The following is a 21116-nucleotide window of genomic DNA, read 5'->3' as shown; positions in this document are numbered from 1 at the left end:
TCGTTCCATGACCTCGGGCGATCGCTCCACCGCGCTCACCGCCCTCGCTCGCACCGGCTTCTCGCGACTCGCCGAAGCAGACACCCTGCTCGGCGAGCTCGAGGAGTCGGTGGGAGTCGAGCGGGCGGATGCCATGCAGCTCGCGCAGCGCGTGGCGGATCCCGACCGTGCGCTCCTGTCGATCCTGCAGGTCGCCCGCCGCGATCGCGACGCGGTACGCGCGACGGCAGCGGACGCCGGCGCCTGGCGAGCCCTCTGGGATCTGGTCGGTGCGTCCGACGGCTTCGCCGAGTTCTACCTGCGGCACCCGGACGAGCTCGCGCACCTCTCGGGTGCGGGGCTGACAGTGCCCGATGAACCCTCCATGCGCGCCGAGCTCCTGGCATCCGTCGGCGACGTCGAAGGCTTCGCCGCGGATTCGTCGGATGCCGCGTGGGTCGCGTTGCGCGTGCGCTACCGCCGTCTGCTGGCTCGGATCGCGGCCTACGATCTCGGACAGGACGACCCCGCCGGGGCCATTCCGGTCGTGTCCTCGGCTCTCGCCGACCTCGCCGGAGCCGCCCTCGAAGCGTCACTGAGCGTGGCTCGGTCGCGGATCTCCGGCCCGGGGCCGGGGGCGTTCCCCCGCGAGCAGGTCGAGGCAACCCGATTCGCCATCATCGCGATGGGCAAGACCGGCGCGCGCGAGCTGAATTATGTCAGCGACGTCGACGTCATCTTCGTCGGCGGCTCCGCGGACGACGAGGTGGTCTCCGAGGCGCGAGCGATCGACATCGGCACCCGCCTGGCCGTGCAGACGATGCGCGGCATCTCCGGCGCCGAGATCGAGCCGCCGCTGTGGGAGGTCGACCCGAATCTGCGCCCCGAGGGCAAGCAGGGCGCGCTCGTGCGCAGCCTCGCCTCGCACGAGCAGTACTACGCCCGGTGGGCCAAGAGCTGGGAGTTTCAGGCCCTGCTCAAGGCCCGGGCCATCGCGGGTGACGCGACGCTCGGCGCCGAGTACGTCGCCGCGGTCCAGCCTCTGGTCTGGCACAGCGCCGCGCGCGAGAACTTCGTCGAGGGCGTCCAGCGCATGCGCGAGCGCGTCACCGACCACATCCCCTCCGCCGAGGTCAACCGTCAGCTCAAGCTCGGCCCGGGCGGCATCCGCGACGTCGAGTTCACCGTGCAGCTCCTGCAGCTCGTACACGGTCTCACCGACGAGCGCATCCGTCAACGCGGCACGCTCGAAGCCCTCGACGCCCTGGTCGCGGAGGGGTACATCGGTCGGACCGAGGCCGAAGCCTTTGCGCGCGACTACCGCCTGCTGCGGTTGCTCGAGCATCGCCTCCAACTCCGCGGGCTGCGCCGAACGGCCCTTCTGCCCGAGAAGGACGACGATCTGCGGGTCCTCGCACGAGCATCCGGCCTGGCCGACTCGGCATCCGGAATCCAGGCGGTGTGGGAAGGCATCAAGCGCGAGGTGCGCGACATCCACGTGCGCCTGTTCTACCGTCCGCTGCTCTCGGCTGTCGCCGCCCTGCCCGAGGGGGAGCGCACGCTCTCGACCGAGCAGGCCCGCGACCGCCTCGCCGCGATCGGCTTCCGCGACCCGGCCGGCGCGCTGCGCCACATCGCGGCGTTGACCAGTGGCCTGAGCCGCAAGGCGACCATTCAGCGGCACCTCATGCCGATCATGATCCGCTGGTTCGCCGACGGCGTCGACCCCGACTACGGCCTGCTCGTCTTCCGCCGCATCAGCGAACGCCTCGGCAACACCCCGTGGTTCCTCCGGATGCTGCGCGACTCGGCGGGTGCCGCCGAGAGTCTCACGCGCGTGCTGTCCGGCTCGCGATACATCGGCGAGCTCATGGAGTGGATCCCCGAGTCGGTCGCATGGCTCGACGACGACGCCCTGCTGCGCCCGCGATCGGGCAAGGCCCTCGAAGAAGAAGCCCGGGCGATCCAGACGCGCTGGCAGAACATCGACGACGCCATGCGCTCGGTGCGGGCTCTGCGGCGCCGCGAGATGCTGCGCGTCGCAATGGCCGCGGTGCTCGGCACGGTATCCCTGGAAGAACTCTCCGACGCCCTCACGACGATCACCGAGGTCACGATCCAGGCCACCCTGCGCGCCGTGCGCCGGGTCGTCGTCCCACCCGAGGACGACGACCTTGACTTCGCGGTCATCGCGATGGGGCGCTTCGGCGGGCGCGAGCTCGGTTTCGGCTCGGATGCCGATGTCATGTACGTCTACCGCGCGAACGGCATCGACCCGCAGAGGGCGAGTCAGCTCGCGCTCAAGCTCGTCGCGGGTCTGCGCGAGCACTCCGAAGACCACCGTCTGCCGCTCGATCTCGACGCCGAGCTCCGTCCCGAGGGGCGCAGCGGACCGCTGGCTCGCTCGCTCGACGCGTACGCAGAGTACTACCGGCGCTGGTCGCTGTCGTGGGAGGCCCAGGCGCTGCTCCGCGCGCGCGGAGTGGCCGGCAGCGTGAAACTAATCGGGGCGTTCCTCGAACTCGCCGACGAGGTGCGTTACCCGGTCGCCGCCGATCAGAACGGTCTGCGCGAGATCCGCCGCATCAAGGCGCGCGTCGAGAACGAGCGCCTGCCCCAGGGCGCCGACCCCGCACGGCACCTCAAGCTCGGCCCGGGCTCGATCAGCGACGTCGAGTGGCTCGTGCAGCTTCTGCAATTGCAGCACGCCCGCGCGACCCCGGCGATGCGGACGACGTCCACCCTCGAGGCGCTCGAGGCGGCCGTCGATGCGGGCCACATCGAGCCCGACGCCGCCGAAAAACTCGCCGCCGCGTGGCACCTGGCGAGCCGGCTGCGCTCCGCCAACACCCTGTTGTCGGGGCAGACGAGCAACGTCCTCCCCGTCGACCGCGCCAAGCTCGACGGGATCGGCCGCATCCTCGAGTACGCGCCGCGCTCCGCGACACAGGTCGAGGAAGACTACTTCGGCGCCACCCGCCGCGCCCGCCGCGTCTTCGACAAGCTCTTCTACGGCTGACGGACCCGAAACGAGCGGATGCCGCGACACCGCGGCATCCCCTCTTCCCTCAGGCTTTGGACATGAGGCGTTCGCGGACCTCTCGCCGCTGCACCTTGCCGATGAGCGAACGGGGGAGGTCGTCGACCACCACGACGCGGCGCGGAACCTTGTACGCCGCGAGACGCGTTTTGCAGAAGTCGCGGATGGCGTCGGGCTCGACGTGGACGCCCTCGCGCAGCACGATCGCCGCGGCCACGTCTTCTTGTCCACTGGACTTCGGCAGGGCGACCACGGCTGCCCCCGCGATGTCGGGGTGCGAGGTGAGCACGTCTTCGACCTCGCTCGGCGAGACGTTGAAGCCGCCGGTGATGATGATCTCTTTCAACCGATCGACGATGGTGACGAATCCATCGGGCGAGACCGTGGCGATGTCGCCGGTGCGCAACCACCCACCGGCGAGCAGTGTAGCCGCCGTGTCGGACGGACGGTTCCAGTAGCCCTGGAAGACCTGCGGGCCGCGCAGGAGCAGCTCGCCGGCCTCGCCCTGGGGCCGATCGACGGTGGGGTCTTCGGGATCGACGACGCGGATCTCGGTACTCGGGAACGGCACTCCCACCGTTCCCGGTCGGCGCGAGGGCCCGATCGGGTTGCCGAGCGCCACGGGTGAGGACTCCGTCATACCGTAGCCCTCGACGAGCAGCCCGCCGGTCGCGGCCTCCCAGCGATCGACCGTGGCGACGGGCAGACTCATCGCGCCCGAGATGGCGAACCGTACGGTGCTGAGATCCACGGTGCCGCGGGCCGCAGCCCGCGCGAGCTGGTCGTAGATGGGCGGCACCGCCGGAAGGAACGTCGGCGGGCTCTTCTTCGCCGCCGCCGTCACCAACTCGAGGTCGTACTTCGGGAACAGCACGAGCTTCGCGCCGATGCTCATCGCGAAGGTGAGACAGAGCGTCAGTCCGTAGGCGTGGAACAGAGGGAGCACGCCGTAGAACGTCTCTTCGCCGTCACGCAGGCCCGGCACCCACGCGCGGCCCTGCATCGCGTTCGCGCGGAGGTTGGAGTGCGTGAGGATGGCGCCCTTGGGCGCGCCGGTGGTGCCGCTGGTGTACTGCAGCAGCGCGATGTCGCCGAGGACGGGACCGGCGTGCTTGCGCGAAAGCGTGCCGTGCGTGAGCAGCTTCTCCCACGCGAGAGGCCGTTTCGACCGCGGAGTGCTCGTGAGTTGCTCGCGAGCGGCCTTGGCCTTCGCGAGGGGCAGACGCAGCGCCAGGCGCTTGCCGAGGGGGAGCGCGGCCGTGATGTCGACGCTCACGATCTTCTCGAGGGCGAGGTCGGCGGGGAACTCGGCGACCGTGTCAGCCAGCTTGTCCCAGACGATGGCGAACCGCGCGCCGTGGTCCTCGAACTGGTGGCGGAGCTCGCGCGGGGTGTAGATCGGGTTGTGCTCGATGACGATCGCTCCGAGTCGCAACGCGGCATAGAACGCGACCACATGCTGCGGGCTGTTGGGCAGAACGAGAGCGACGCGGTCGCCGGCACGCACACCGAGACGACGCAGCCCCTCGGCTGCTCGCGACACCTGGTCGCCGAGGTCACGGTACGACGTGGTGGCGCCGAAGAACTCCAGCGCCGTCTTCTTGCCGTACCGGGCGACCGACGCCGCCAGCATGTCGGGGAGTGTCTGCGAGGGCTCGTCGATCTCGAGGGGCACACCCTCGGCGTAGGAGGACGACCACGGACGTGACGCGTAAGGAGACTCCGGCATACTCCTATCCTTCCGTGCCCGTCCGACATCGCGGCGGCGCTTGACCTGGGGGGATGCCGGGAAGCCGGCGACCTGATTCGATGGGGGAGTGCGCTTCCGACCACTGACCGACGACGACCTCGCCGCCTCGCCGTCATGGTGGGGCGCCCGCTCTCTCGCCGCGGACCGCTGGCGCGACGACGAGACGCGGTCTGCCGTGGCTCTCGACGGCGACGAGATCGTTGCCGCGGGAGCGATCTGGTTGTCGCGTGTGCACGACGACCGTTTCTGGCTCGAGGTCGTCGTGCATCCCGAGCGGCGCCGCAACGGCATCGGCACCGCCCTCACACGGCATCTGTCGACCCTGCGATCACGCGATCTGCCGTTCATGGCCCGGGGGTACGTCGACGACGAAGCCCTGCGTTTCGCCGACGCGCTGGGCGCCCGCACGATCCAAACGGTACCGCCGGTGCGCGCCGACCTCGATGCCCGGACGGAGTTGCGCCCCCATGCGGACGTTCAACCGCTCGCGGGAGTCGACCGGTTCCGCGTCGAGACGGCCTTCGCCGCCATGTACCGCTGGACGCACGAGAACTGGAGTCCGGTGCGTGACGGTTTCGAACACGCGCTCGTCGAGGGGCTGTGGGACGATCTCGACGTCGATGCGTCCGCTGTCGCGGTGGATGCGTCAGGCGGCATCCTGGCTCTGGCTCTCGCGTTCGTCGACACGGACCCGGCGCTCATCGTGGCCGAAACGACAACGCGCCATCAACCGGGCGGCGAGCACCTTGTCGAAGGCTGCATCCGACGCGCGATGACGAGCCTCGCACACCGCGGTCTGACGCTCGTCGATTTCGACGGACACGTGAGCGACCCGCACTTCCTCCCCGCCCTGTCCCGCCTGCGGCCCACCGGGCGCTGGTTCCGGCTCGTCGAGATCCCCGCCCCGTGAGCCGAGCCGGAGACCGCTGGACGCGCGAGCTGGATCGGCAGCTGCGTGCGCGTGGGCGCACGCGGTCGCTGCTCCTGATCGTCGGTGCCATCGTGTTCGCAGCGGCGCTCGGCGCATACGTGCTCTCGATCCTCGCGGAGATTAGCTCCGGTACCCTGGAGTGGGGAGACACCCTCGGCTCGGGGAGGCGGCACATCCCCGCCGGACTCATGGTCTGGATCGGCGGGCCGTTCGCCGCTCTCTGCTTCGGCTACGGCGCCGCGCTGGCTGTCCGCCTGGCCCGCGCCTGGCACGACGTCCCCCGAGACGGGACACGACGCCCCTCGCGGTGAGCGGACGATGGCCCTAGCCTGTCGGGCATGTGCCGCAACATCGTTCCCCTGCACAACTTCACACCCCCGGCGACGGATGCCGAGTGCCACGACGCAGCGCTGCAGTTCGTCCGCAAGATCGTGGGGACGACGTCGCCGTCGCGGGCGAATACGGACGTCTTCGACCGCGCCGTGGGCGAGATCGCGGCATCCGTCCGGCATCTGCTCGACGACCTCGTGACCAACGCGCCGCCGAAGGTTCGTGAGGTCGAGGCGGCGAAGCGTCAGGCCCGCTCCGCCGAGCGCTACGAGGCCATCCGTGCGTTCCAGGAGCAGAAGCGCGCCGCGCGCGCGAACTGAGACCGCATGCCGTGGTCACCGGCATCGTCGGACGAACGACGACGCCCGCCCCCGCGATACGGCGGAGACGGGCGTCGAGGTGGATGATCGGGCGATCAGACCCCGAAGTACAGCTCGTACTCGAAGGGGTGCGGGCGCTGAGCGATCGGCTGGATCTCGTTCTCGATCTTGTACTCGATCCAGGTGTCGATGAGCTCCTGCGTGAAGACGCCACCGGCGAGCAGGAATTCGTGGTCGGCGCGCAGGGCCTCGAGCGAGTCGAGCAGCGAGTTCGGAACCTGCGGGATGTTCTTGGCCTCTTCGGCGGGCAGCTCGTAGAGGTCCTTGTCGACGGGCTCGTGCGGCTCGATGCGGTTCTTGATGCCGTCGATGCCGGCCATCAGCTGGGCCGCGAACGCGAGGTACGGGTTGCCCGAGGCGTCGGGCGCACGGAACTCGATGCGCTTGGCCTTGGGGTTGGTGCCCGTGATCGGGATGCGGATGGCTGCGGAGCGGTTACCGGCCGAGTACACCAGGTTGACCGGCGCCTCGAAGCCCTTCACCAGACGGTGGTAGCTGTTGAGGGTCGGGTTGGTGAACGCGAGGACGGCGGGCGCGTGCGCCAGCAGACCACCGATGTACCAGCGAGCGATGTCGGAGAGCCCGCCGTAGCCGGTCTCGTCGTAGAACAGGGGCTTGCCGTCGTTCCACAGCGACTGGTGGGTGTGCATACCCGAACCGTTGTCACCGAAGAGGGGCTTGGGCATGAAGGTCGCGACCTTGCCCCACTGCTCGCAGGTGTTCTTGACGATGTACTTGAACTTCAGGATGTCGTCGGCCGCGTGCAGCATCGTGTCGAAGCGGTAGTTGATCTCCTGCTGACCACCGGTGCCGACCTCGTGGTGCGAGCGCTCGAGAGCGAAGCCCGCCTCGATCAGCTTGAGCGTGATGTCGTCGCGGAGGTCCGCCGTCTTGTCGACGGGGGAGACGGGGAAGTAGCCGCCCTTGTAGGGGGTCTTGTTGGCGAGGTTTCCACCCTCTTCTTCGCGACCGGTGTTCCAGGCGCCTTCCTCGGAGTCGACCGAGTAGAAGCTGGAGTTCTGCTTCACTTCGTAACGCACGTCATCGAAGATGTAGAACTCGGCCTCGGGAGCGAAGAACGCGGTGTCGGCGATGCCGGTGGAGGCGAGGTACTTCTCGGCCTTCTTGGCGACCTGACGCGGGTCCTTGCCGTAGATCTCACCGTTGCGCGGGTTGTAGATGTCGAAGATCATGACGAGGGTCTTCGCCTCGCGGAACTGGTCGACGTACGCCGTGGTCACGTCGGGGATCAGCTGCATGTCCGACTCGTGGATGTTCGCGAACCCGCGGATCGACGAGCCATCGAACAGCTGTCCGACGGTGAAGAACTCCTCGTCGACGGTCGAGGCGGGGATGTTGAAGTGCTGCTGCACACCAGGAAGATCCGTGAAACGGATGTCGAGGAACTTGACGTCCTCGTCCTGGATGAACTTCAGCACCTCGGACGAATCTTTGAACATGAAGACTCCAGAGGTAGAACATTCGGGATCATGCCGGCCTCGGCCAGCCTCCTCGACCCTACCCAGGACCGGTGTCCCGGTCATATCTCGCATGTTTCGGGGATGTTACGTGGCGCCGATTACGCTGGATGCCGTGAGCGTCCCCGCCGAGAACGAGTACCCGGGCCAGCGGCTCGGCCTTCCCCGCGAGGGTCGCGGCTCCATCGCCCGCCCGGGGCGCCGCATCGCGGCCCTGCTGATCGACGTCGCCAGCGCCGGCCTGATCGGGTACGCCTTCTTCTCGGCCCCCGACCCCGTGACGGGCGTCCCGTTCGCGAACCCGATCGCGACGAACCTCATCTTTTTCGCCGTGCAGATCCTCTTCATCCCCCTCTTGGGCGGAAGCCCGGGGCACCGGATCATGGGGATGCGCCTCGAGCTGGCATCCGGAGGCTGGGTGGGCCTCTGGCGCCCGATCGTCCGCACCGTGCTGCTCGCCCTCATCATCCCCGCGGTGGTCTGGGACGCCGACCAGCGCGGCCTGCATGACAAGGTGGTCGGAACGGTTCTCGTCCGGAGCTGACCGCTCCCGCACCGAAGAGAAAGGCCCCCGCCGGAGCGGGGGCCTTTCTCGTGGAATCAGCGGGGACGCGGGGAGCGCATCTTCGTCGGGTCGACGCCCTTCGGGATCGGCAGCGACGACAGTCCCTGAGACACCGACGACACACGCTTGATGACGGCGGCCATCGTGGAGCGGTCGACCTTCTTGGGCAGCGCCTTGATGGTCGAGGCCAGTTTGGCGATCGGCACCTCGTCGTCGCCGTGACCGACGTAGAGCACGGTGACGGGGACGCCGGCCGCGACGCGCGTCACGCGAGAGCGCTCCTCGCCCACCAGACGCGTCAGGCGGCTGCGGTTACCCTCACCGATGAGGACCACACCACCCCGACCGATCGCACGATAGACGGCCTCTTGCGTGCGGGGGTTGACGCCGATCGGGGCGTCCGAGGCCTGCCAGTTACGGCCGAGGGACGACGACAGCACGTGACCGGTCGCTCCGGGCATGCCGTCGATCTTCTTGTACATGGCCGTCGTCGACAGTCGCGTCATGGTGATCATCGAGGCCAGGATGCCGGCCAGCAGGCCCGTGACGCCCCAGAGGATGACGCTCCACGCCGCGAGCGGCGGGATGAGGAAGCCGACGAGCACGCCGAGGGCGATGCCCACCAGCACGATGCCGGCGAGCAGGAAGGGCAGCCACCGGTACTCCTTCTGCGTGAAGGTGTACAGGGTTTTGAGCTGCGAGAAGAAGCCCGGACGCTTCTCGGGCGTGGTGGTGCGAGCGGCCATGAGAATGATTCTATCTTCGCCGCGGGAGCTTCCTCCCCAGTCGGCCGGGGCATCGCATCGTCCCCATTTGCGGCTTTCCTCCCCGCAGCGCCGCCCACCGGTCGGCCACCATCACGGGATGAGCAGCTCCACGGCATCCGTTCTCGCCGAACCCTTCGACGTATACCTGCGACGTCGCGCGCGCAGCAGCGTCCCGTTGACCCCGGGTGAGGCGGTGACCGCGGCCGTCGGCCTTCTCCGCGGATGCCGTGAGGCCGCAGCCGCGCGGGAGGGGACGAGGTGGTGGCTGACCGCGACCGGATGCCCCGTCGCGGTGGAGGATCCGGGGGGCCTCGACGCCGTCGCGGCCACAGCGGAGGGCCTGGCGCACCTCGCCGAGATCGCGGCCGACCCACCCACTCGAGACCTCATCGACCGGGCGAGGGCGAGCGTCCTGACCCGCCCTCCCCGCGATTGGGACGCCCTCGAAAGACGTTTCTTCTCACACGCGGCTCCGCTCCCGCTCGTGCTCGGGCCGTTGATCCCCTCCGTCGAAGCGGCTCCGCCGGTGCTCGAGCGCGAGGGTGCGGTGGGGCGCGTGCTCGAACTGGTCGACGCCGATCTGGCCGAGGCGGCGCGCTCCGCTCTCGGCGGCGTGCGCGAGCGCTGGCGTTCCTCGAGAGCATTGCGCCTGGCCATCGTCGCGGGGGGCTTCGCCGCGATCGCGGTGATCGGCTTCTCGCTCCTCCCAACGGAGCAGACCCCCGATCCGGTCGCTTCGGCCCACACAATGGTCGATCCCGCTCCGAGCACGACAACCCCCTGGCTGTCGGAACCGCCGCCCGTGGACGAGAGACGACCGCTCTCCGATGACGTTCAAGAGATCGCGCGAAGTCTGTTCGGAGAGATCGCCGCATGCCGCGGCGAGAGGGCGTGCGTGTCGACCTTCGAGGAGAACTCGGCCTTCCCCCGCGAGACCCTGCTCGCGGATGCCGCGGCGGGACGGATCGAGGTGGTCGACGACTTCGGCGGGGTGACCGTCGTCCGCGTCGATACAGCGGGCTCGACGCAGTACGTCACCCTCGTACGCCAGAACGAGCGATGGCTGGTCCGCGCCGCCAGAACGGTCACGGACCAGCCATCATGAGCTGGTACTCGGTGGGATCAGATCCCGAGGTCACCCTCGAACTGCGCCGCCTCGAGGCGGGCCTTGACGGTGCCGAGGAAGCGGGCCGCGTCGGCACCGTCGATGATGCGGTGGTCGTACGACAGCGCGAGGTACACGTACGAGCGGACCGCGATCGCGTCCTTCCCGTCGACCGAGACGATGCCCGGCTTCTTCACCACGGCGCCGAGGCCGAGGATCGCCGACTGGGGCAGGAACACGATGGGCGTGTCGAACAGCGCGCCACGCGAACCCGTGTTGGTCAGCGTGAAGGTGCCGCCGGCGAGCTCGTCCGGCTTCAGCTTGTTGTCGCGCGTGCGAGCGGCGAGGTCGGCGATCTCGCGCGCCAGCTGGGCGATGTTCTTGTCGCCGGCGTCCTTGACGACCGGCGTCAGCAGGCCGCGCTCGGTGTCGACGGCGATCGACACGTTCTCGTGCGCCGGGTAGACGATCTCGTCGCCCTCGACCGTGGAGTTGATGATCGGGTACGCCTTGAGACCCTCGATCGCCGCGATGGCGAAGAAGGGCAGGAACGAGAGCTTGTCGCCCGTCTTCTGCTGGAATTCGCCCTTCATGCGGTCGCGCAGAGCGGCCAGCTTCGTCACGTCGACCTCGACGACGGTGGTCAGCTGAGCGGTCGCCTGCATCGACGCCACGGCACGCTCCGCGATGACCTTGCGCAGACGCGACATCTTCTGCGTGGTGCCGCGCAGGGGCGAGACCTCGACGGGGGCGGGAGCAGCCGGAGCCGCGGCGGCGGGAGCCGACGACGCGGCCGGAGCCGACTTCGCGGCCTCGGCGGCCTTGAGCACGTCTTCCTTGCGGATACGTCCACCGACGCCACTGCCCTTGACCGAGGCCAGATCGACACCCTGCTGCTGAGCCAGGCGACGCACGAGCGGCGTCACGTAGGTGATGTCGTCGTTCGACGATGCGGCGGGGGCCTGCTCGGCCGGCTTCTCGGCGGGAGCGGGAGCAGCGGGCTTCTCTTCCGCGGCCGGGGCCGGCTGCTCGGCCGGCTTCTGCTCGGCGGCGGGGGCGGGAGCGGCGGGCTTCTCCTCAGCGGCGGGGGCCGGAGCAGGCTCCGCCGGCTGAGCTGCCGGCGCCGCACCGCTGCCGATGCGCGCGAGGGCGGCACCGACGTTGACCGTCTCGTCTTCCTGCACGAGGATCTCCTGCAGCGTGCCGGCGACCGGCGAGGGGATCTCGGTGTCGACCTTGTCGGTCGAGATCTCGAGGAGGGGCTCGTCCACCGCGACGTCGTCGCCGACGGCCTTCAGCCACCGCGTGACGGTGCCCTCGGTGACGCTCTCTCCGAGCTCGGGGAGCTTGACCTCGGTGGAATCGCCACCGGCCGCCGGAGCCGACTGCTCGGCGGGCGCGGCCTGTGCGGCGGGAGCGGACTCGGCCGGAGCGGCCTCTTCGGCGGGGGCTGCTTCCTGCTCTGCGGGGGCGGCCTGCGGGGCGTCGTCGGACGACGCGGCTCCCGAGCCGTCACCGATCTTTGCGAGGACCGCGCCGACCTCGACGGTCTCGTCTTCCTGGACCAGGATCTCCTCGATCACGCCCGAGATCGGCGAGGGGATCTCGGTGTCGACCTTGTCGGTCGAGATCTCCAGCAGACCCTCGTCCTCCTGGACGGTGTCACCGACCTGCTTGAGCCAGCGGGTGACCGTTCCCTCGGTGACGCTCTCGCCGAGAGCGGGGAGGACGACGGAAGTGCTCATGGATATGTCTCCTTCGTACCGGATGCGGTACCTAGCTTAGTGACCGGTTGTGGTCAGAGTGCGTGCAGGGGCTTGCCCGCGAGGGCCAGGAAGGCCTCGCCGAGCGCCTCGCTCTGGGTGGGGTGTGCGTGGATGAACGGCGCGATGTCCTCGGGGTGGGCTTCCCAGCCCACCGCGAGCTGCGCTTCCGAGATCAACTCGCCGACCCGATCGCCCACGAGGTGGGCGCCCACGACGGGGCCGTCGACGCGCCGGACGATCTTGACGATGCCCGAGGTGCCGATGATCTCGCTCCGGCCGTTTCCGGCCAGGTTGTACTCGTACGCCTTCACCGCATCGGATCCGTAACGATCCTGAGCCTGGGCCTCGGTCAGTCCGACCGACGCGACCTCGGGGTGCGAGTAGGCGACGCGGGGCACGTCGACGTCGGGGACGAGCACGGGCGACAAGCCCGCGATCTCCTCCGCGACGAAGATGCCCTGCTGGAATCCGCGATGCGCGAGTTGGAGGCCGGGCACGATGTCGCCGACGGCCCAGACGTGGGCTGCGGCGGTGCGCAGACGCTCGTCGGTCTGCACGAAGCCGCGGTCGAGCACGACCCCGGCCTCTTCGTAACCGAGACCCGCGGTGACGGGACCTCGTCCGACCGCGACCAGGACGTAGTCCGCGACGAGTTCCAACCCGTCGTCGAGGGTCACGGTGGCGGAATCCGCCGTCTGTGTGAGGGAAGCGAAGCGCCGTCCCAACTGGAAGGCGATCCCGCGCTTGCGGAACGCCCGCTCTAGCGCCTTGCTGGAGGCGACGTCTTCGGCCGGCAGGAGGTGCGGGAGCGCCTCGACGATCGTGACCTCGACACCGAACGAGCGCCACACGCTCGCGAACTCGACGCCGATGACACCGCCACCGAGCACGATCACGCGTTGGGGGACCACGTCGAGGTCGAGCGCCTGCTCGCTCGTCAGTACACGCCCGCCGACCTCGAGACCGGGCAGGCTCCGGCTGTACGATCCGGTCGCGAGGATGACATCGGTGCCGCGATAGACGTCGTCGCCGACGCGCACCGCCGGTCCAGCCGCGAGCGAGCCCTCGCCGCGGATCACGCGGATGCCACGAGCCGAGATCAGCCCCTCGAGACCCTTGAACTTCTTGGCGACGATGCCCTCGCGGTACGAGCGCACCCGGGCCGGGTCGATGCCCGAGAAGGTGACGTCGACACCGATCTCGGCGGCGCCGCGTGCGGCGTCGGCGACCTCGCCGGCGTGCAGCAGCGCTTTGGTGGGAATGCACCCGCGGTGCAGGCACGTCCCGCCGAGCTTGTCCTTCTCTACGAGCACCACGTCCTTGCCCAGCTCGGCGAGGCGGAGCGCCGCGGCATACCCGCCGCTTCCGCCGCCGAGCACGACGACGTCGGAGGTGTACTCGGTCACCGCGCGCCGTCCGTGGCCAGCATCTCGACGAGCGAGCGGACCGTTGCGCCCGTCACGCCCTTGTCGGTGTAGCCGAACGGGGCGGACTTGTTCATGCCCACTCCGGCGATGTCGAGGTGCACCCACGGGATGCGCGGGGCATCGGCATCCGCCGACACCCGACCGACGAAGTGGCGTAGGAACAGGCCGGCGAACAGCGACCCACCGGCGGGGTCGCCGATCTTCGCGTTCTGCAGGTCGGCGATGGGGGAGTCGAGGTCGTCGACCATGTGGTCGGGCAACGGGAGCTGCCACGCGAGCTCAGCCGCGCGAGCGGAAGCGGCCAAGTAGGTCGCGACCGCGGCGTCGTCGCCCATGACACCCGTGTGACGGTTGCCGAGCGCCACCGTGATCGCTCCGGTCAGGGTCGCGACGTCGACGATGAGGTCGGGATTCTCGCGGCTCGCGGCCGCGAGGCCGTCGGCGAGCACCAGGCGACCCTCGGCGTCGGTGTTCAGGACCTCGACCGTGGTGCCGTCGAGGGTGCGCAGCACGTCGCCCGGGCGGGTCGCGCGGCCCGACGGCATGTTGTCCGCGATGCAGAGCCACGCGCTGACGTGAACGGGCAGCTGCATCTCGGCGGCGGCCTTGAGCACCGCGAGCACCGTGGCGGCGCCGCACATGTCGTACTTCATGCCGACCATGGATGCCGGGGGCTTGAGAGACAGACCACCGGTGTCGAAGGTGATGCCCTTGCCGACCAGGGCGACGTGACGCTCGGCACCGGCGGGGGAGTAGTCGAGGCGCACCATGCGGGGCGGGCGGTCCGAGCCCTGACCCACGCCGACGATGCCGCCGTAACCGCCCTCGCGCAGAGCGCTGTCGTCGAGCACCTCCACCTCGACGGGGAGACCCGCGACCGCCTTCACGGCGGCGTCGGCGAAGTCGGCCGGGCCGAGCCACTCGGCGGGCGTCGTGACGAGGTCCTTCACCAGGGCCACGGCCCCGGCGACGGCCGCGACCGCCGCGGTGTCGGCGTCCGAGGGCGTCTCGTCGGCGACGACGGTCACGCGCGTGGCGCGCACCTTGGTGGCCTTCTTCTTGTAGTCGGCGAAACGGTAGCCGCCCAGGGCGGCGCCCTCGGCGAGCGACCGCCACGGCGACGAGGCCAACGACTGCACGACGACGTGGTCGAAGCCGGTCAGCTGACGAAGCCCCGTACCCGCGGCGTCGCGGAGCGCGGCGTCGCCCGGGTTCGCGCCTGCGCCGGCGACGGCGACGGGGGTCGAGACCTCCGGCACGTGCACCCGCTGGAACGATCCGGCCGCACCCGTGAAGCCGACCGCCGACAGAGCGGCGGAAAGACCCTCCCAGCCGTCCGGATCCGGGGCTCCCTCCGAAAGCGTGGGAACGATCAGCAGGATCGCATCGGCGTCGGACTCGAGAGCGGGGGCGTGGGTGTACGCCACTGAGGGAAACGGCATGGCATCCATCCTAGGTTCGAGCGTGTTCGCTAGGAGCGGGACGCACCGCGGCCCTCGCATCCGACGCGCTCGTAGAGTGGACGCATGCGTTCCTCCGCCCCGCTGTACGACCGCGCCCCCGCGGCGCCGCCCGTGCCGTCGGGCCTGCCGCTCGTGATCGCTCTGACCGGTTTCACGGATGCCGGTGGCGCGGTGACACGCCTGGTGGAGTACTTCCGGAACGACGTGCAGCCCAATGCGCTCTTCGTCTTCGACAACGACGCCCTCCTGGACTACCGGGCTCGCCGCCCCTCGATCACGTTCGTCGAGGACCACCTCACGGACTTCCGCCCGGCCCGTCTCGAGCTCTCTCTCGCGCACGACTCCCTCGGGCAGCCCTTCCTGCTGCTCGCGGGTTATGAGCCCGACTTCCTGTGGGAGGCCTTCGCCGAGACGGTGCTCGAGCTGTCGGCGGGCCTGCAGGTGTCGTCGATCACCTGGGTGCACGCCATCCCCATGCCGGTCCCGCACACGCGTCCGATCGGTACGACCGTGAGCGGAACGCGCCCCGACCTCGCCGAGGCGCACTCCGTCTGGCGCCCCCACACCCAGGTTCCGTCTACCGCGGGACACCTGCTCGAGTACCGCTTCGCGGAGGCCGGCGCCAAGGTCGCCGGTTTCGCCCTTCTCGTCCCTCACTACCTGGGCGACACCGAGTACCCCGCGGCGGCCCTCGCCGCGCTCGACAGCCTCACGGTCGCGACCGGCCTGGTGTTCGCGGGCGAGGTCCTGCGCGAAGAGAACCGCGAATTCCTCGGCAAGGTCACCGAACAGGTCGAGGGCAGTGACGAGCTGACCCGCATGCTCGAGAACCTCGAGGAGCGCTACGACGCATACATGGCGGGCTCCACGCAAGCGACGCCCATCATCCACACGGGCGATCTGCCCAGCGCCGATGAACTCGCCGCCGAGCTGGAGCGCTTCCTCGCGACCCGCCCCGGCGACGATGACCGCCGCGGCAAGCTCGGCTGAGGGCGACTGCGCACCGCACACCCGAGAGGCGCCGGGAAATCGGCATCCGGGAATGTCTTCCTTCTCGTCGACGTTGTCTACGCATAGTCACCCGGCCCGCGTCAAGTCCCGGTCCGGGAATGTGAGACAATGAAGAACCTGACCCGTTGTCATCCGGACCAGGAGCCCCCGCTCCTCGGCTCGGGACTTGACAAGGGTCTTACTAGTGTCCGAGAACGACCGGTGGCCGTGCAGCGTACGTTCCCGGTGAAAGGCGAAACGTGGCAGACACGACAACCAAGACCCGCTCCCGGAGTGCGAAGGACACCGAGCTCGAGAACTCCGAGGAGACCGTGACGGCGTCGAAGACGACGACCGCCAAGAAGGCTCCCGCGAAGAAGGCCCCGGCCAAGGCCAAGGCGGCTCCCGCCAAGGCGAAGACGAAGGCTGCGAAGGACGAAGACCTCGAAGAAGACGAGGACGACGTCGAAGAGGGTGACGTCGAGATCGACGACGCCGACGACAGCGAAGACGGCGACGACGCGGGCAAGAGCGACGCGAAGAAGTCCGATGACGACGACGAGGACGAGACCCCGGCGGCGCCCGCCGAGGCCCTCCCCACCGGCGCCATCGTCATCTCGTCGAGCGACGAGGACGACGTTCCCGTCTACTCCGCCCAGATCACGGGTGCGACGGCCGACCCGGTCAAGGACTACCTGAAGCAGATCGGTAAGGTCCCCCTCCTGAACGCGGCCGAAGAGGTCGAGCTCGCGATGCGTATCGAAGCCGGCCTGTTCGCCGAAGAGAAGCTGTCGAACATGACGGCGGCCGAGAAGACGAGCCAGCTGGGTCTCGACCTGCAGTGGGTCGCCCGCGACGGTCAGCGCGCCAAGAGCCACCTGCTCGGCGCCAACCTCCGCCTGGTCGTCTCGCTGGCCAAGCGCTACACCGGTCGTGGCATGCAGTTCCTCGACCTCATTCAAGAGGGCAACCTCGGCCTCATCCGCGCGGTCGAGAAGTTCGACTACACCAAGGGCTTCAAGTTCTCGACCTACGCCACCTGGTGGATCCGTCAGGCGATCACTCGCGCCATGGCCGATCAGGCGCGCACGATCCGCATCCCGGTGCACATGGTCGAGGTCATCAACAAGCTCGCGCGCGTGCAGCGCCAGATGCTGCAGGACCTCGGTCGCGAGCCCACGCCCGAGGAGCTCAGCCGCGAGCTCGACATGACCCCCGAGAAGGTCATCGAGGTGCAGAAGTACGGCCGAGAGCCCATCTCGCTGCACACGCCCCTCGGTGAAGACGGCGACAGCGAGTTCGGCGACCTCATCGAGGACACCGAGGCCGTGGTTCCCGCCGACGCGGTGGGCTTCACGATGCTGCAGCGCCAGCTCGAGTCCCTTCTCGACTCGCTCAGCGAGCGCGAGGCGGGCGTCATCCGCATGCGCTTCGGCCTCGGCGACGGTCAGCCCAAGACCCTCGACCAGATCGGCGACACGTTCGGCGTCACGCGCGAGCGGATCCGCCAGATCGAGTCGAAGACCATGGCGAAGCTGCGCCACCCGTCGCGTTCGCAGTCGCTCCGGGATTACCTCGAATGAGCGCGGAGGCCAACGCCGGCAAGGCGCTCACCCGTACCGTCGAGGGCACCTCGTACGCTCGCATCCCGATCCGCACGCGGGTCGTCATGCCGGGCGACGATCTCGACGCCTTCATCCTCGAGTACGCCAAGGATGCCGTGCAGCCGGGCGACCTGCTGTTCGTCACCGAGAAGATCGTCGCGATCACGCAGGGCCGCTCGTACAAACTCGATTCGATCAAGCCCCGCAAGCTGGCACTGTTCCTGTCGAAGTACGTGACGCGCACGCCGTACGGCATCGGTCTCGGCATGCCCGAGACGATGGAGATGGCGCTGCGTGAGTGCGGAACGCCCCGCATCCTGCTCGCCGCGGCCGTCGCGGCCGTGACCAAGGCGATGGGTCGCAAGGGCGACTTCTACCGCATCGCCGGTGACAAGGCCCGCGCGATCGACGGGCCCACCAAGGGCACCATCCCGCCGTACAACCAGGCCGTCGTTCTCGGCCCCGAGCGCCCTCGCGAGGTCGCCGCGCGCCTGAAGTCGCTGCTCGGCGGCGACCTGCAGGTCGCGGTCGTCGACATCAACGACCTCGGCGGCAACATCCTCGGCTCCACGATGGACAAGGCCGGCGAGAAGCGCCTCGTCGCGATCCTCAAGGACAACCCGCTCGGCCAGGGACACGAGTCCACGCCGCTCGGTATCGTCCGCCACAGCTGACACAGCCTCGAAAGGGCCCACTCCGTTCTCGGGGCGGGCCCTTTCGATCGCCCGCCGAGCGCACAACGAGAGGCCCGCCCCCGCGTAGGGAACGGGCCTCTCGGCATGCGGGATCAGAACCCGATGGCCGCCTGATAGCGCGGCTTGTGTCCGGTGCGGATGCCGGTCACGCTCGGCTTGTTCTCGTACACACCGGCACCCCAGTTGCCCTCGACGAGCACGGGGCCGTCGGGACCGACGACGATGTCCCAGCCGACGTACTGCACCTGGGGCACGACGCGAGCGACCTGGTCGACGAACGCCTTGACCTCGTCGATCATGGGCAACTGGAAGTCGGCGATGCGCACGCCCGAGTCGGGGTGCAGTTCGTGCACGTGCCCGTGCGAGTCGTAGCCGGCGCCGAGCGCGTGGCCGTTCTCATCGAGCATCGTGTAGAAGCCGCCGAAGGTCATCTGATCGCTGACCGCGCCGCGCCCGAACTTCTGCGCCATCGCCAGGATGTGGGTCTTCTGACCGTCGAAGAAGGCGGTCACGCGGGTGGTGTTGACCGTGCCGGGGCACACGGCCGCGAGGTCGTCGTGCTGGCGGATGACCTCCTCGACGAGGATCTCGCCGCGCTCGAGCAGCCCTCGGTGGAACTGGCCCCAGTCCTCGACCTCGGCCGCGTGGTAGCGGTGCACGCCGGTTCCGGCCTGGCCGACCGGCTCTTTGGTGACGATGGTGCCCAGACGCTCGGTGAAGGACCGCAGGTCGTCGGCGTTGTCGGCATCCACCACCATCCATTCGCGGCGGAGGAACTCACTGAACGTGCGATCGAACTCGACCTTGTCCTGGAAGAGACCGCGGTAGTCGGGGTGGTCGTACTTCTGCGAGATCTGGTTCGACACCGGGTGCGTCATGTACGTCGCGCGCTCGGCGGGAGTGAGGATCGCGAAGTCGTAGTCGATGTAGTCCTGGAAACCGACGTTCTTCACACCCGCCTGGAACAGCATGTCGGCGATGACGAGCGGCAGGGCCTTGCCGTGTTGGGTCGAGGCCTCTTTGGCGCGTTCGACGACGGATGCGACGTCGATGCGACGGGCGCGTCCGGCGAGGTAACGCAGACGCGTGACGGGAGAGAAACCCTGCTGAGGCATGTGGCTCCGGGGTCGGGGAACGAGGACCCCGTTAGTCTAAAGGGGTGACCTCCGCGCTCTCTGCCCGCTTGCCCGCGGCCGGGGGAGTGGCACCCGTGGCCCTCGTCTCGGAATCCGCTCTGCGTCAGAACGCTCCGCTCGCCCTCGCCGCCGGTACCGGCTCGGGCGCGGACGACGTCTTCGCCGCCGACGCGTGGGGGCACGGGGCGGCCTGGGTGCGATCCGTGCTCTCCGATCTGGGGATGGATGCCGCACCCCTCGACGCGGCGGTCCTGTTCGGCCTGCCCGGCTCGCACACGCGGCCCGTCCTGTCTCTGCGCGGTCGCGCCCTGGGCACGAAGCCCCTCCTGCGCGGCGAGGGCGTCTCGTACGGCTACACCCACCGCGCGCCCCACGACACCACCGTCGCCCTCGTGACCGGCGGCTATGCACAGGGCGTCGTACGGTCCCTGGGTAACGCGGTGACGGTCTCTATCGACGGTCGTCGTCACCGCATCGTCGGGCGCGTCGCCATGGACGTCTGCGTCGTCGACGTCGAAGACGCGCGGATCGCGCGCGGGGTCGAGGTGGTCTTCTTCGGCGACCCGACCCAGGGGCATCCTTCGCTGGAGGAGTGGACGGATGCCACGGGCCTCACGCCCGCCGAGATCGTCGCCATCGTGGGCGTCCGCGCCGATCGGAGGGCGACCGCGTGAGCGCCGTCTACCGCGTCGACCTCGACGCCTTCGCCCGCAACCTCGCGCGCGTGCGCGAGGCGGTCGCCCCGGCCGTCCCCATGCTCGTGGTCAAGGACGACGCCTACTCTCACGGGCTCGAACCCATCGTGACGCGCGCGATCGCGGAGGGCGTGCAGTGGATCGGCGCCTTCGACGTGCCCACGGGAACCGAGGTCCGCCGCATCGCCGGACCCGACGTGCGGATCTTCGTGTGGCTCATCGGCGGTGGCGACGATCTGGCCGCGGGGGTCGCCGCCGACCTCGACCTCGGAATCGGCGATGAGGCCCTGATCGATGATCTGCGACGACTCCACCTCGAACGCCCCGCCCGCGTGCATCTCAAGATCGACACGGGTCTGCACCGCAACGGCATCCGCCCCGAGCGGTGGGAGGCCGCCCTGGAGCGGACCTCGGCGCTGATCGCCGACGGCCGCGCGGTGTTCGAGGGGATCTGGTCGCACATCTCGGAAGCCTCGGATGCCGACGACGACGACGCCCGAGCGGTGTTCCTCGCCGCGCGAGAGACGGCGCGCGCCGCGGGGCTCGACCCGCGCTTCTCGCACCTCGCAGCGAGCGCCGCCGGTTTCGCCCGCGGAGAGTTCCGGGAGGATCTCGTGCGCGTGGGGGCGTTCTCGTACGGCATCCGTCCCGCCGGCGGGCCGGACGAGGACGAGCTGGGGATCGAACCGATCGGCCGGCTCTCGGCCACCGTCACGGAGGTGGACCCCGCGGGAGTCCACCTCGACGTCGGTGCTCTGCACGGGCTGCCGAGCACTCTGGCGGGGCGCTTCGACGTGCGGACGCCCGGGGGACCCCGGCGCGTCGAGGCAATCGGGCCCATCGAGACGGTGCTCGCTCCCTGGGACGGCGCGACGGCCGGCGACGAGATCACCCTCTTCGGTCCGGGTGCCCTGTCCGGTGTCACCGACCTCGCCGAACTCATCGACACGATCGGCGAAGAGATCGCCCTGCGCGTGTCGCCCACCGTCCCGCGCGTCTACGTCTGACACGCAGA

General features: G+C 69.4%; 18 protein-coding genes. 11 read left to right on the top strand and 7 right to left on the bottom strand.

The features are described from left to right. Positions 1–7 precede the first annotated feature (7 nt). Positions 8–2998: a bifunctional [glutamine synthetase] adenylyltransferase/[glutamine synthetase]-adenylyl-L-tyrosine phosphorylase gene (locus J2X55_RS14295; protein WP_115918349.1), complete on the top strand. Its 2991-nt coding sequence runs from the start codon at positions 8–10 to the stop codon at positions 2996–2998. 49 nt (positions 2999–3047) lie between these two features. Here the strand turns inward: J2X55_RS14295 and J2X55_RS14290 are convergent, their stop codons facing one another. After that, complete coding sequence (locus tag J2X55_RS14290) at positions 3048–4748, bottom strand: long-chain-fatty-acid--CoA ligase (RefSeq protein WP_309824200.1); 1701 nt, start codon at positions 4746–4748, stop codon at positions 3048–3050. Between the two features lie 88 nt (positions 4749–4836). Between J2X55_RS14290 and J2X55_RS14285 the strand changes: the two genes are divergently transcribed. Genes J2X55_RS14285 through J2X55_RS14275 form a run of 3 tightly spaced genes read left to right on the top strand, consistent with a single transcriptional unit; the run spans position 4837 to position 6350 of the window. Further along, on the top strand, positions 4837–5679 hold the full coding sequence (locus J2X55_RS14285) for a GNAT family N-acetyltransferase (RefSeq protein ID WP_309824198.1): 843 nt from the start codon (positions 4837–4839) through the stop codon (positions 5677–5679). Continuing rightward, entirely contained in the window at positions 5676–6011 is a 336-nt protein-coding gene (locus J2X55_RS14280; protein ID WP_309824196.1) for a hypothetical protein, read from the top strand. The genes J2X55_RS14285 and J2X55_RS14280 overlap by 4 nt, the downstream gene beginning before the upstream one ends. A gap of 27 nt (positions 6012–6038) precedes the next feature. Continuing rightward, positions 6039–6350, top strand: a complete 312-nt coding sequence (locus tag J2X55_RS14275) for a DUF2277 domain-containing protein (protein ID WP_309824194.1) — start codon at positions 6039–6041, stop codon at positions 6348–6350. A gap of 95 nt (positions 6351–6445) precedes the next feature. On the opposite strand, the gene glnA is transcribed toward J2X55_RS14275, so the two are convergent. Further along, a complete protein-coding gene (gene glnA / locus J2X55_RS14270; RefSeq protein WP_103209374.1) occupies positions 6446–7870 on the bottom strand; it encodes a type I glutamate--ammonia ligase in 1425 nt (474 codons plus the stop codon). Positions 7871–8003: 133 nt separating this feature from the next. Here glnA and J2X55_RS14265 point away from each other — a divergent pair, with 133 nt between their 5' ends. Beyond that, positions 8004–8432, top strand: coding sequence for an RDD family protein (locus tag J2X55_RS14265; RefSeq protein ID WP_309824191.1), 429 nt, complete (start codon positions 8004–8006; stop codon positions 8430–8432). Positions 8433–8488: 56 nt separating this feature from the next. Here J2X55_RS14265 and J2X55_RS14260 read toward each other — a convergent pair whose 3' ends face one another. Further along, positions 8489–9199 (bottom strand): DUF4191 domain-containing protein, encoded by a 711-nt coding sequence (locus tag J2X55_RS14260; RefSeq protein WP_115918361.1) that lies wholly within the window; start codon positions 9197–9199, stop codon positions 8489–8491. A 118-nt stretch (positions 9200–9317) separates the two neighbouring features. Between J2X55_RS14260 and J2X55_RS14255 the strand changes: the two genes are divergently transcribed. Then, positions 9318–10325 carry a hypothetical protein gene (locus J2X55_RS14255; RefSeq protein ID WP_309824188.1) on the top strand — a complete coding sequence of 336 codons (1008 nt, stop codon included), beginning with the start codon at positions 9318–9320 and terminating at the stop codon, positions 10323–10325. A 17-nt stretch (positions 10326–10342) separates the two neighbouring features. Here J2X55_RS14255 and sucB read toward each other — a convergent pair whose 3' ends face one another. Genes sucB through J2X55_RS14240 form a run of 3 tightly spaced genes read right to left on the bottom strand, consistent with a single transcriptional unit; the run spans position 10343 to position 14960 of the window. After that, on the bottom strand, positions 10343–12070 hold the full coding sequence (gene sucB / locus J2X55_RS14250; RefSeq protein ID WP_309824187.1) for a 2-oxoglutarate dehydrogenase, E2 component, dihydrolipoamide succinyltransferase: 1728 nt from the start codon (positions 12068–12070) through the stop codon (positions 10343–10345). A 53-nt stretch (positions 12071–12123) separates the two neighbouring features. After that, on the bottom strand, positions 12124–13497 hold the full coding sequence (gene lpdA, locus J2X55_RS14245) for a dihydrolipoyl dehydrogenase (protein ID WP_309824186.1): 1374 nt from the start codon (positions 13495–13497) through the stop codon (positions 12124–12126). Next, positions 13494–14960, bottom strand: coding sequence for a leucyl aminopeptidase (locus J2X55_RS14240; protein ID WP_309824184.1), 1467 nt, complete (start codon positions 14958–14960; stop codon positions 13494–13496). Before J2X55_RS14240 ends, lpdA begins: the two co-directional genes overlap by 4 nt. 84 nt (positions 14961–15044) lie before the next feature. Here J2X55_RS14240 and J2X55_RS14235 point away from each other — a divergent pair, with 84 nt between their 5' ends. From J2X55_RS14235 to J2X55_RS14225, 3 genes are all read left to right on the top strand, one after another. After that, complete coding sequence (locus tag J2X55_RS14235) at positions 15045–15971, top strand: PAC2 family protein (RefSeq protein ID WP_115918369.1); 927 nt, start codon at positions 15045–15047, stop codon at positions 15969–15971. 260 nt (positions 15972–16231) lie between these two features. Further along, positions 16232–17554 (top strand): RNA polymerase sigma factor, encoded by a 1323-nt coding sequence (locus tag J2X55_RS14230; protein ID WP_115918371.1) that lies wholly within the window; start codon positions 16232–16234, stop codon positions 17552–17554. Beyond that, positions 17551–18249: a coenzyme F420-0:L-glutamate ligase gene (locus J2X55_RS14225; protein ID WP_115918373.1), complete on the top strand. Its 699-nt coding sequence runs from the start codon at positions 17551–17553 to the stop codon at positions 18247–18249. The genes J2X55_RS14230 and J2X55_RS14225 overlap by 4 nt, the downstream gene beginning before the upstream one ends. A 113-nt stretch (positions 18250–18362) precedes the next feature. On the opposite strand, the gene J2X55_RS14220 is transcribed toward J2X55_RS14225, so the two are convergent. Continuing rightward, complete coding sequence (locus tag J2X55_RS14220; RefSeq protein WP_309824181.1) at positions 18363–19385, bottom strand: sugar-transfer associated ATP-grasp domain-containing protein; 1023 nt, start codon at positions 19383–19385, stop codon at positions 18363–18365. A 44-nt stretch (positions 19386–19429) separates the two neighbouring features. Here J2X55_RS14220 and J2X55_RS14215 point away from each other — a divergent pair, with 44 nt between their 5' ends. Together J2X55_RS14215 and J2X55_RS14210 are read left to right on the top strand one after the other, a co-directional pair. Then, positions 19430–20080, top strand: coding sequence for an alanine racemase C-terminal domain-containing protein (locus J2X55_RS14215; RefSeq protein WP_309824179.1), 651 nt, complete (start codon positions 19430–19432; stop codon positions 20078–20080). Next, positions 20077–21108, top strand: coding sequence for an alanine racemase (locus tag J2X55_RS14210; RefSeq protein WP_309824177.1), 1032 nt, complete (start codon positions 20077–20079; stop codon positions 21106–21108). Before J2X55_RS14215 ends, J2X55_RS14210 begins: the two co-directional genes overlap by 4 nt. Positions 21109–21116 lie beyond the last annotated feature (8 nt).

It is taken from the genome of Microbacterium sp. 1154 (assembly GCF_031455375.1).
Taxonomy (GTDB): Bacteria; Actinomycetota; Actinomycetes; order Actinomycetales; family Microbacteriaceae; genus Microbacterium.
The sequence above is the reverse complement of the archived record's forward strand: the minus strand, read 5'-3'. Positions and strand labels throughout refer to the sequence as shown.

Excerpts from the sequence above, each read along its gene's own strand:
- J2X55_RS14295 (WP_115918349.1), top strand. The coding sequence starts at position 8 with ATGACCTCGGGCGATCGCTCCACCGCGCTCACCGCCCTCGCTCGCACC.
- J2X55_RS14290 (WP_309824200.1), bottom strand. The coding sequence starts at position 4,748 with ATGCCGGAGTCTCCTTACGCGTCACGTCCGTGGTCGTCCTCCTACGCC.
- J2X55_RS14275 (WP_309824194.1), top strand. The coding sequence starts at position 6,039 with ATGTGCCGCAACATCGTTCCCCTGCACAACTTCACACCCCCGGCGACG.
- glnA (WP_103209374.1), bottom strand. The coding sequence starts at position 7,870 with ATGTTCAAAGATTCGTCCGAGGTGCTGAAGTTCATCCAGGACGAGGAC.
- J2X55_RS14260 (WP_115918361.1), bottom strand. The coding sequence starts at position 9,199 with ATGGCCGCTCGCACCACCACGCCCGAGAAGCGTCCGGGCTTCTTCTCG.
- J2X55_RS14255 (WP_309824188.1), top strand. The coding sequence starts at position 9,318 with ATGAGCAGCTCCACGGCATCCGTTCTCGCCGAACCCTTCGACGTATAC.
- sucB (WP_309824187.1), bottom strand. The coding sequence starts at position 12,070 with ATGAGCACTTCCGTCGTCCTCCCCGCTCTCGGCGAGAGCGTCACCGAG.
- J2X55_RS14240 (WP_309824184.1), bottom strand. The coding sequence starts at position 14,960 with ATGCCGTTTCCCTCAGTGGCGTACACCCACGCCCCCGCTCTCGAGTCC.
- J2X55_RS14235 (WP_115918369.1), top strand. The coding sequence starts at position 15,045 with ATGCGTTCCTCCGCCCCGCTGTACGACCGCGCCCCCGCGGCGCCGCCC.
- J2X55_RS14225 (WP_115918373.1), top strand. The coding sequence starts at position 17,551 with ATGAGCGCGGAGGCCAACGCCGGCAAGGCGCTCACCCGTACCGTCGAG.
- J2X55_RS14220 (WP_309824181.1), bottom strand. The coding sequence starts at position 19,385 with ATGCCTCAGCAGGGTTTCTCTCCCGTCACGCGTCTGCGTTACCTCGCC.